Below are 9,519 nucleotides of genomic sequence, written 5' to 3'. Positions count from 1 at the left end.
ACGAACGCGCCGCCGCACTTGCCCCCTGGCTCGAGCTCTACAACACTCGACGCCGCCACAGCGCACTCGGAGGCCTACCGCCGATCAGCCGCCTGTGACCAACCTGGTGGCCGGGTACAGCTAGGACCCGCCACATCTACCCCTCACCGAGGAAAGTTGGGTTACGACAACGACCCTTCGCGTGACCTCAGGCGCGAGACACCGATCCGCTCGGCGAGCTCGGCCCTCTCCAAATGTCTTCTTTCCGCGGAACGTGACCCACGTCACCTACTGTCCGGTAGGCCCGCTGACGCCGCGGCGAATCACTAGCGTGATGTGTATCGACGGGCCGGGCACCCATACAGCCGCTACATGCTGGCAGGGGCTCCCCATCGTGGGCAGGGACCAGGCTCGGGACAGTTCCGGTCACTGCGCGGGCCCCGGCGATCCCGGGTGGCTCGGCTGACATTCGACCGACCAGATCGCGGCGCGGCGACAACGCATCCCACTGGCGGTCACCCCCTGCGCGGCGTACGCCGCAACCCCGAGCTGAATCAAGGTCCCTGATGTCCGCACCCACGCCAACCCCAGCAACCACGGCGCCCTGCGAGATCTGCTGGGCGGAGGTAGCCACTCACCTCTACGGGTTCCACCGCGAATGGCACCGGGCCCAGACCGTCGGGCATGCGTCGATCGAGGAGCGGATCCTGCGTCGCGCGACCGTGGCTGCCACCGACGTCGTCCGCGACCGACTGGCCGCCCTGGCCGACAGGACGGGGACCTCGTCATGATCCGGCTGCGCTGCCTGACCGCGGTGGTCACCTCAGTCGTCGTACCCGCCGGCAGTCATCTCGTCGACCTCAGTCGGCGCGCGGTGTCGTCGGGCTGGCAGTCGCGTCCCGCCCTCCCCCGACGACCGGGCTGGTCACCTCGACCCGACGAGTGCCTCTATGGCGACTGGCTCGGGTAACACCCATGCCCGGCTGAGTCGCGTGCCACGACGGATCGACGACAGTTCAAGCGGGGTTGTGGTCTGGACACGCGTCTCACGTACTCGCCAGTCAACTAGAGACACAGACGCCATCCCCCTAGCCTCGGCGTGCTCGTCCCACCGGCTTGGTCCCCGACCCCCGTGGTGTGCTGATGACGGTGGGGCGAGTGCGCCGACGGTTCTGCCTCCCGTCGTGATCGCTCGCGTCGTCCCGCCCCGTTCGCCCGGGGCGGGACGACCTGCGCACGGTGTCAGCGACCGGCCGCCGGGGCTTGCTCGTCGACGTAGATCGTGCCGCCGAGCTCGAGGAATTCCGCCGACTTCTCCGCGAACCGGTCCCGGACGTCCTGGCTGATCCGCATGGAGCAGAACTTCGGGCCGCACATCGAGCAGAAGTGCGCGGTCTTGGCGCCTTCGGCGGGCAGGGTCTCGTCGTGGAAGGACTGGGCGGTCTGCGGGTCGAGGGACAGCGCGAACTGGTCGTGCCAGCGGAACTCGAAGCGTGCCTTGGACAGGGCGTCGTCCCAGTCCCGTGCACCCGGGTGGCCCTTGGCGACGTCGGCGGCGTGGGCGGCGAGCTTGTAGGTGATGACGCCGGTCTTGACGTCGTCGCGGTCCGGGAGGCCGAGGTGTTCCTTGGGGGTGACGTAGCAGAGCATCGCGGTGCCGTGCATGGCGATCGTGGCCGCGCCGATGGCGCTGGTGATGTGGTCGTAGCCGGGCGCGACGTCGGTGGCGAGCGGGCCGAGGGTGTAGAACGGCGCGCCGTGGCACCAGTCCTGCTGGAGCCGGACGTTCTCCTCCACCAGGTGCAGCGGGACGTGGCCGGGGCCCTCGACCATGACCTGGACGTCGTGGGCCCAGGCGCGCTCGGTGAGCTCTGCGAGGGTGCGGAGCTCGGCGAGCTGGGCCTCGTCGTTGGCGTCGGCGACGGATCCGGGCCGGAGTCCGTCGCCGAGGCTGAAGCTCACGTCGTAGGCCGCGAAGATCTCGCAGAGCTCGTCGAAGTGGGTGTAGAGGAAGTTCTCCTCGTGGTGGGCCAGGCACCAGCCGGCCATGATCGAGCCGCCGCGGGAGACGATGCCGGTGACCCGCTCCGCGGTCAGCGGCACGTGGCGCAACAGGACGCCGGCGTGGATGGTCATGTAGTCGACGCCCTGCTCGCACTGCTCGATGACGGTGTCGCGGAAGATCTCCCAGGTCAGCTTGTCGGCCTCGCCGTCGACCTTCTCCAGGGCCTGGTAGATCGGGACGGTGCCGATCGGGACCGGGCTGTTGCGCAGGATCCACTCGCGGGTGGTGTGGATGTCGTCGCCGGTGGAGAGGTCCATGACCGTGTCGGCACCCCAGGTCACCGCCCAGGTGAGCTTGTCCACCTCCTCGGCGATGCTGGAAGTGACGGCGGAGTTGCCGATGTTGGCGTTGATCTTCACCAGGAACGCCTTGCCGATGATCATCGGCTCGGCCTCGGGGTGGTTGACGTTGGCGGGGATGATCGCGCGGCCTGCGGCGACCTCGGACCGGACCAGCTCGACGTCGCAGCCCTCGCGGCGGGCGACGTACTGCATCTCGGCGGTGGTGATCCCGGTACGGGCGTAGTGCATCTGGGTGACGGTGGCGCCGTCGACGGCCCGGCGCGGTGGGGTGCGGGTGCCGCGCCACTCCTCGCGGGCTGCGCCACGGCGTACGGCGGAGCGGCCGTTGTCGTGCAGCTGGGCCTCGCGGCCGGTGTAGGTGGTGGTGTCGCCGCGGGCCTCGATCCAGGCCGCGCGCAGCGGCGGGAGGCCGACCTCGGGGTCGCTGCCGGGGCCGGCGGTGCAGTAGCGGTCGAAGGTCTCGCCGTTGGTGAGGGCGACGCGGGTGACGGGCACCTGGATGTCGCCGTGGTCGACGAGGACGCGGGTGTGGGCGGGGTGGACGGTCATGTCGGCTCTCCTGCTGGGTTGTGGGTGGTGTGGGCGACGGGTCCCCGGCCGCGGCCGAGGCTCCAGCGCCTGCTGGCGTCGAGCTGCCGGACCGTGAACAGCCCGGCGTGGTGGACCGCGGCGTCGAGGTCGGCGCCGCGGGCGAGGTGGGCGGCGAGGGCCGCGCTGAACGTGCAGCCGGTGCCGTGGTCGTTGCGGGTGGGGACGGAGCGGTGGGTGCGGGCGACCGGGCGCTGGCCGGGCAGGGCGAGCCAGTCGGTGCAGGTGTCGTCGGGGCCGTGGGCGCCGCCGCCGGTCAGGACGACGGCCGGGCCGGTGTCGGCGAGGGCGGCCGCGGCCGTCGCGGGGTCGGTGGCCCGGCCGAGCAGGACTCCGGCCTCGTGGGCGTTGGGGGTGACGACGGTGGCGACGGGGAGGAGGTGGGCGCGGTAGGCAGCCACCACGTGCTCGTCGCCGAGCACGGCGCCACTGGTAGCGACCAGCACGGGATCGACGACGAGCGGGCGTCCGGCGAGCCGGCGGGCCAGGAGCTCGACGACCTCGGGGCTGCCGAGCATGCCGGTCTTGACGGCCGCGACGGGGAGGTCGTCGAGGACGGCGTCGAGCTGGGACTCGACGCTGGCCAGCGGCACCGGGTGCACGTCGCGGATGCCGGTGGTGTCCTGGGCGGTGACGGCGGTGACCACACAGGCGCCGTGCACGCCGAGCGCCGCGAACGTCGCCAGGTCGGCCGCGATCCCGGCCGCTCCCCCGGAGTCGGTGCCGGCGACAGTGAGGGCGACGGCGGGGGTCATGCCAGCTCCTGAAGCAGGCGGGCCACGACGCGCACGGGGTCGGCGGCGCGCATGACCGCCCCCATGACCGCGACCCCGTGGGCGCCTGCCTCGACGGCCGCCCGGGCGTTGCCGGGGTCGATCCCGCCGAGGGCGAAGACCGGGATGCCCGGGTCACCGGTGAAGGCGTCCGGCGGAAGCGGCGGTCCGTGGCCGGGCTTGCTGGCGGAGGCGGCGTACGGCGACAGGGTCGCCCACGCGACGCCGGCGGCGGCCGCGCGTCGTACGTCGTCGGCGGAGTGGCAGGACCGGCCGTGCCAGCCGTCCACGCGTTCCTGGTGCGCCGCGAGGTGGAGGCCGTGCGCGGCGGGGTCGGCGATCCGCGAGGAGATGACGGTGAGGCGGTCCAGCTCCGCGAGCCGGGCGACGAGGGCGCGCCGGTCACGGGCGGCGAGGTCGTGCTCGCGGACGACGACGGCATCGAGCCCGGCGTCGACGCACTCGGCGATCGTGCGGGACAGGGATCGGCCCTTGCTGAGCTGGGCGCGGTCGGTGAGTAGGAGCAGCCGGGTCCTCATGCGAGCTCCCGGGCGGGGCTGGAGGCGCGGGCGGTGGGCCGCTTCGGGATCCGGCCGGCTGCGCGGGCGGTGTGGCCCGCCTCGACGGCGAGAGCGAGGGCGCGTCCCATGGCGACGGGGTCGTCGGCGCGGGTGATGGCGCTGGCGGCGAGCACCGCGTCGCAGCCGAGCTCCATGGCGAGGGCGGCGTCGCTGGCGGTGCCGACGCCCGCGTCGAGCACCACGGGTACGCCGACCGCCGCGACCACCGCCTCGATCGCGTGCGGGTTGAGGATCCCGAGCCCGGAGCCGATCGGGGCGCCGAGCGGCATCACCGCCGCACAGCCGACGTCCTCGAGCCGACGCGCCAGCACCGGGTCGTCGGTCGTGTAGGGCAGCACCGTGAAACCGTCGCGGACCAGGGTGGCGGCCGCGTCGAGGAGCTCGACCGCGTCTGGGAGCAGGCTGCGCTCGTCGCCGATCACCTCGAGCTTGACCCAGTCGGTGCCCAGCGCCTCCCGGGTCAGGCGGGCGGTCAGCACGGCCTCGCGGGCGCTCAGGCAGCCGGCGGTGTTGGGCAGCAGCCGGACCCCGGCGCGGGTGAGGATGTCGAGCAGGCCGCCGTCGCGGGTGGCCGACGTACGGCGTACCGAGACCGTCACCAGGCCGGGCCGCGCCGCGGCGAGGAGCGGCTCGAGCAGCGCCGGGCGGGGCAGGCCGCCGGTGCCGAGGAAGAGCCGCGAGGTGAGCGGCGTGCCCGCGATCGTCAGTGTCATCCGCCCTGCACCGCCGTGACAACCTCGACGACGTCGCCGTCGCGCAGCTCGGTGAGGGGGTGGTCGTCGCGGCGCACCACCTCGCCGTTGAGGGCGACGGCGATACCGCGCCGCCCCCGGACGAGGTCGGCGACCGTGCTCCCGTCGGCGACGACGGCCGGCTGGCCGTTGCGGATGATGTTCACGCGGGTGCTCCTCGGGTCGGGGCGGAGGGGACGGGCAGGAGGCGGCGCGGGTCGAGGGCGGCGTGGACCAGGCCGTGGTCGAGGTGGTCGGCGACGAGCCGTGCGGTCAGCGGCGCGAGCAGCACGCCGTGCCGGAAGTGACCGGCCGCGAGCACGACGGCCGGGTCGTGGGTCGGGCCGACGAGGGGCAGGTGGTCGGCCGTGGCCGGCCGGTCCCGGGCGAGCACCTCCGTGAGCTCGGCCCGGTCCATGCCCGGCACCAGCTCGCGGGCAGCCTCGAGCAGTCGGGCGATGCCCCCGAGGGTCGCGACCGGGGGCGCGTCGTGCTCCTCCGAGGTCGCACCGATCACGACCTCACCGCCGGGTCTCGGCACGACATAGACCGGGACGCCGTGCACCCAGCCGCGCACCGTGCGGACCGGCGGGTCGTCGGTCCGGGCCCGGGCGACCTCGCCGCGGACGCCGTGCACGAGGCGATTCCACGGTGCGGGCAGCCGGGCGCCGGTGGCGACGACGGTGACGTCGGGGGTCGTGGCGTCGACCTCGGGCCGGACGGGCACGCGGGCCAGCAGCGCCGCGACCACGGCCCGCGGGTCGACGCTGTGGTCGCGCGGCAGCAGCGCTCCCCCGGCGACGCGGGCGGACAGGGTCGGCTCGAGGCGGCGTACGTCGGCCGCGGACAGCGTCTCGCCGGCCACGCCGTGCGACGCCAGCAACGCCACCTGCCGCTCGACGTCCTGGAGGTCACCGGCGTCACGTCCCACCAGCAGCGTGCCGGTGGTCGTGAGGGGCACGCCGAGCCGCGCGGCCAGCCCCGGCCACAAGTGCTGGCTGGCCACCCCGAGGCGGAGGATGTCCTCCTCGCCGTGCCACACCTCGCTCGAGGGGCTGAGCATCCCCGCGGCGGCGTGACTGGCGCCCCGGCCGGGCGCGGGGTCGACGACCTCGACCTCGTGGCCGCGGGTACGCAGCTCGTCGGCGCAGGAGAGCCCGATGATCCCGGCCCCGAGGACCCGGACCCGCATCAGGCGACCGCTGCCACGAGCTCCTTCGCGGCCGCGACCGGGTCCGGCGGCCGCCAGATCGAGCCGATCACGGCGACCCCGTGGGCACCGGCCGCACGGGCGAGCGCGGCCCCGGCCGCGTCGATGCCCCCGATCGCGACCAGCGGCAGCACCCCAGTGGCCGCGGCGACCGCAGCCACCCCCAGCGGCTCGGGCAGGCCCGCCTTGGAGGCCGTCGCGAAGACGGGACCGAATCCGGCGTAGTCGGCGCCCTGCTCGCGGGCGGCCACGACCTCGGCACGCGACCGGCACGTGGCGCCGACCACCAGTCCCGGTGCGATCCGGCGCGCATCGGCCACCGGCAGGTCCGTCGCACCGAGGTGCACCCCCGCCGCTCCCGCGGCCAGCGCCACGTCGACCCGGTCATCGACGACCACGAGGGCGCCGTACTCCTCGACCGCGGAGCAGACCCCACGGGTCAGGGCCAGCAGGGCACGGTCCTCGACCGCCTTGGCGCGGACCTGGAAGCCCCCGACGCCCGCCGCCGCCAACAGCGGAAGCAGGGACAGGTCGTCGGTGGCATCGACCAGGCAGAACAGGCGTGGCAACAGCACGGAACGCTCCTCGCTTCCTTCGCCGGCATGACCCGGATCAGGTTCGACGGTCGGAGCGGAACAGCTCCCTCTCAGCTCGCTGCCGCAAGCTCCCGTGGTGGTGCAGAAAACGTAGCGCACCCGGAGTCGAGGCAGATCGACCCGTCCAGAACGCGACCATGCACGGGGTCACGAACTCCATCTACGTAGCCGAATACGTAGTCCTCCGGTCGTGGACGACGCCCTGCCGACCTTCACTGGAATCACGACGAAAGCACTCGGAACTCCGAAAGCGAGGCAGCCATGACCCCCCAGACCAACACCCCAGAGACCATCCGGCTGCGCTCGATCCTCCTGGACCTGGCCCGGCACCAGGACGACCTCGCTGCCACCGAGGCCGCGGTCACGCCGTACTGGTGTCCCTGCCCCCCGAGCGTCCTCGGACACCGCACGGCCGCTGCCGCGCTGCGCGCCCAGGCCGACCTGGTCGCGTGAGGAGCCGGCGCCATGTACACAGTCCTCCCCCAGAACGAGAAGTACCTGAGCGACGCCTTCGGCTCGCAACTGCGTGACGGCGCGTGCGTCCTCGACGCCGAGCGCGAGGTCGGCTACGTGCGCCTCGAGTTCGGCACCCGACGCGGTCCCGACTCGGCGTACTGGGACGGCTGGTTCTCGGTCACCCGCACGCGCGACGGCCACCCCCTGAGCGGCAAGATCATGACCGGCCCGATGGTCCAGCTGATCGGCGGTGCGGCATGACCCGGCAGGACGGCACTGCGTCTGACGCTCCGGCGCTGGCTGAACGCAGCCACTGCCGTTGCGGTTCAGGGCCCATCCCTGACTGGACCAGACCATGCCTGTGCAGCAGATCACCTACTCATGGGTATGCAGTGGGCCGCAATAGATTCCAGTCCGTGCCCGACATCGTCAGCGACCAGCGCCTGCAGTGCGCGGTCTGTTCGGCGATGGTGCCCGCCCTCCTCACCCCGCTGCACAGCGCGTGGCACGAGGATGACGCGGACAAGCCAGTCGTCACACCCCTGACGACACTGCGCAACGAGACCGGAACTACAGCGGCCCACGTGCCGCCGCGGCCCGGCGTCGACCGCTAGCCCCGGGCACCCCCGAACTGCGGTGTGCCGTCGCGACCTCTCTCGTGGCGGCGCACCGCAATCCACTCCAATATCTGCCGCACCTAGACGAAGGGACCGCTGATGATCCGTGCCCGCTGCCTCATCCAGGTCATCTCGACCATCGGGTGGCCCCTAGTACGCACCGCGGCCACCACCCTCGCGCGACGCGTCGACAGTCGTGACGCCCTGACGGTCAGCCCCCACTCTCCGCTCTCATAGCGGGCGCGGATCACCCGCGTGCCCCGCCGCTCCCGGCCCTCATGCCGGTTCGGTGGACGATCATGAAGGTCCTGGCACCTGCACCCCAGCAGATCTCGCACAACTCCACGCCTTCCGGCTCATCGACGAAGCCAACGGGTGCAGTAGAAATGCTCAATGTCGGCGCACTCAACCAACACCTGGACGTGTGCTCGTTCAGTCGTCACGATCGGGTGCGGCGGAGGGGGGCAAGATGGCCGGGTCCAGGTGGCGGCCTGGAGGGACCTACCCGCGCTGGTCCTTTGGCACTCCCGACACTCGGTCCACAGACCGTGCCAGCTCGATCAGGATGGTGTGCCACCAGGCGTGCCCCGTCCTCGAGGACTCCCGCACCTCCAGGAAGCACCGCTTGCAGGTGAACTTGCCCTCGGCAAGGTCCAATGGCCGCAGCACTCGGTCGGCTCGCTCGTGCCACTGTCGGTGCAGCTTGACGTCATCGACGCTCGCTCCACATGTTTCGCATGTCATGTCTACCTCGGCGCGTTCTCTGTCGAGAATGCTGGCGGCCCCCGACCACGAGCAGTCGATGCAATGGGTCACAACCCAAGTCCGGGTTCTGGGGACTCCCTGGATCGGTGGAGAAATCGAGGGACTTCCCCGTGGATCCAGGGGGAAGCAGGGCTGCAACAACACGCGACCTGGCACCGAGACGCCCGCCCACGCGAGTGACTCAGGATGCTATTGACCCGCAGCACCTACCTCCGGGTAAGTGATGCGCATCACACCCGTGGCCTGATCCAGCAGAGTCGTCGTGCATACCCCCGGTTCATCGCGACGAAGGACCGACATGGCCTGGTCTGGTCACGCGTCTCACGTACTCGCGAGTCACCTAGAGCAGCCGGCGCCACACCTCTAACCTCGGCGTGCTCTCCCCAACCCGGCTTGGCACCCACTCCCCTGTCATGTGCCGAGGACGGTGAGGGAGCGTGGACGGAGCCGTTCGTCTCGTCCTGGTCGCAAGAGACGTCCCGCTCTTTCGCCATGGCGGGACGGCCTCGTGTCTGCACCGCGATCAACTGACCTTCACGCGCCGATCAAGTCCCGCAACCGGGACCTCCGATGAGCGCCGATGTCAGCCGAGGCGGCGCGAGCTCAGTGCTCGGCGCCGCGGATCGGGACGGAAACCCGATTCTGAACCGCTTTGGACCGCGTGACCACGTCTCAAATGGCTTCAGGCCCGGAATCCGTGGATTCCGGGCCTGAACTTTGTAGCGGGGGCAGTGTGCTGGCTCAGGACATACCGGACACATGTCTCACGACATCCCGGACACGACACCCCCGCGACCGGGCAGGTGTCATGACACCTGTCGAGATCCTCCCGTCATGTCGAAGGCCCGCCTGGTCA

11 protein-coding genes and 1 riboswitch are annotated in these 9,519 nt (G+C 71.8%); of the genes, 4 read left to right on the top strand and 7 right to left on the bottom strand.

Going from position 1 to position 9,519, the window contains the following annotated elements; all coding sequences use genetic code 11:
- Positions 1-98 (top strand): integrase core domain-containing protein (locus EJF31_RS14140; RefSeq protein WP_148099312.1); only part of this gene is annotated, 98 nt, incomplete at its 5' end.
- A 1,123-nt stretch (positions 99-1,221) separates the two neighbouring features.
- Here the strand turns inward: EJF31_RS14140 and thiC are convergent.
- The 7 genes from thiC to EJF31_RS14105 all read right to left on the bottom strand — a co-directional run bounded on the left by thiC (position 1,222) and on the right by EJF31_RS14105 (position 6,804).
- The gene (thiC, locus tag EJF31_RS14135) at positions 1,222-2,895 is read right to left on the bottom strand and encodes a phosphomethylpyrimidine synthase ThiC (RefSeq protein ID WP_125037818.1); all 1,674 of its coding nucleotides are present in this window, start codon (positions 2,893-2,895) and stop codon (positions 1,222-1,224) included.
- A complete protein-coding gene (gene thiD / locus EJF31_RS14130; protein WP_125037817.1) occupies positions 2,892-3,689 on the bottom strand; it encodes a bifunctional hydroxymethylpyrimidine kinase/phosphomethylpyrimidine kinase in 798 nt (265 codons plus the stop codon). The genes thiC and thiD overlap by 4 nt, the downstream gene beginning before the upstream one ends.
- Positions 3,686-4,246 carry a thiamine phosphate synthase gene (locus EJF31_RS14125; RefSeq protein ID WP_125037816.1) on the bottom strand — a complete coding sequence of 187 codons (561 nt, stop codon included), beginning with the start codon at positions 4,244-4,246 and terminating at the stop codon, positions 3,686-3,688. Before EJF31_RS14125 ends, thiD begins: the two co-directional genes overlap by 4 nt.
- The gene (locus tag EJF31_RS14120) at positions 4,243-5,001 is read right to left on the bottom strand and encodes a thiazole synthase (protein WP_125037815.1); all 759 of its coding nucleotides are present in this window, start codon (positions 4,999-5,001) and stop codon (positions 4,243-4,245) included. Before EJF31_RS14120 ends, EJF31_RS14125 begins: the two co-directional genes overlap by 4 nt.
- Positions 4,998-5,186 (bottom strand): sulfur carrier protein ThiS, encoded by a 189-nt coding sequence (thiS, locus tag EJF31_RS14115; protein WP_125037814.1) that lies wholly within the window; start codon positions 5,184-5,186, stop codon positions 4,998-5,000. The genes EJF31_RS14120 and thiS overlap by 4 nt, the downstream gene beginning before the upstream one ends.
- Entirely contained in the window at positions 5,183-6,211 is a 1,029-nt protein-coding gene (locus tag EJF31_RS14110) for an FAD-dependent oxidoreductase (protein WP_125037813.1), read from the bottom strand. Before EJF31_RS14110 ends, thiS begins: the two co-directional genes overlap by 4 nt.
- Positions 6,211-6,804, bottom strand: a complete 594-nt coding sequence (locus EJF31_RS14105; RefSeq protein ID WP_125037812.1) for a thiamine phosphate synthase — start codon at positions 6,802-6,804, stop codon at positions 6,211-6,213. The genes EJF31_RS14110 and EJF31_RS14105 overlap by 1 nt, the downstream gene beginning before the upstream one ends.
- Positions 6,801-6,910, bottom strand: a riboswitch (TPP riboswitch). (Overlaps the previous gene by 4 nt.)
- A gap of 176 nt (positions 6,911-7,086) precedes the next feature.
- Here EJF31_RS14105 and EJF31_RS14100 point away from each other — a divergent pair.
- The 3 genes from EJF31_RS14100 (at position 7,087) to EJF31_RS14090 (ending at position 7,895) form a co-directional block, all read left to right on the top strand.
- Positions 7,087-7,278, top strand: coding sequence for a hypothetical protein (locus EJF31_RS14100; protein ID WP_125037811.1), 192 nt, complete (start codon positions 7,087-7,089; stop codon positions 7,276-7,278).
- A 12-nt stretch (positions 7,279-7,290) separates the two neighbouring features.
- Positions 7,291-7,542, top strand: coding sequence for a hypothetical protein (locus EJF31_RS14095; protein ID WP_125037810.1), 252 nt, complete (start codon positions 7,291-7,293; stop codon positions 7,540-7,542).
- A 155-nt stretch (positions 7,543-7,697) separates the two neighbouring features.
- Positions 7,698-7,895 carry a hypothetical protein gene (locus EJF31_RS14090; protein ID WP_125037809.1) on the top strand — a complete coding sequence of 66 codons (198 nt, stop codon included), beginning with the start codon at positions 7,698-7,700 and terminating at the stop codon, positions 7,893-7,895.
- The last annotated feature ends 1,624 nt before the right edge of the window (positions 7,896-9,519 follow it).

Origin of the sequence: Nocardioides sp. LS1 (assembly GCF_003865225.1) — a bacterium.
GTDB lineage: Bacteria > Actinomycetota > Actinomycetes > Propionibacteriales > Nocardioidaceae > Nocardioides > Nocardioides ginsengisegetis.
This window is presented reverse-complemented; position numbering and strand designations above follow the sequence as displayed.

Coding starts and splice junctions, on each gene's coding strand:
- EJF31_RS14100 (WP_125037811.1), top strand. CDS start 7,087: ATGACCCCCCAGACCAACACCCCAGAGACCATCCGGCTGCGCTCGATC.
- thiD (WP_125037817.1), bottom strand. CDS start 3,689: ATGACCCCCGCCGTCGCCCTCACTGTCGCCGGCACCGACTCCGGGGGA.
- thiC (WP_125037818.1), bottom strand. CDS start 2,895: ATGACCGTCCACCCCGCCCACACCCGCGTCCTCGTCGACCACGGCGAC.
- EJF31_RS14120 (WP_125037815.1), bottom strand. CDS start 5,001: ATGACACTGACGATCGCGGGCACGCCGCTCACCTCGCGGCTCTTCCTC.
- EJF31_RS14110 (WP_125037813.1), bottom strand. CDS start 6,211: ATGCGGGTCCGGGTCCTCGGGGCCGGGATCATCGGGCTCTCCTGCGCC.
- EJF31_RS14095 (WP_125037810.1), top strand. CDS start 7,291: ATGTACACAGTCCTCCCCCAGAACGAGAAGTACCTGAGCGACGCCTTC.
- EJF31_RS14125 (WP_125037816.1), bottom strand. CDS start 4,246: ATGAGGACCCGGCTGCTCCTACTCACCGACCGCGCCCAGCTCAGCAAG.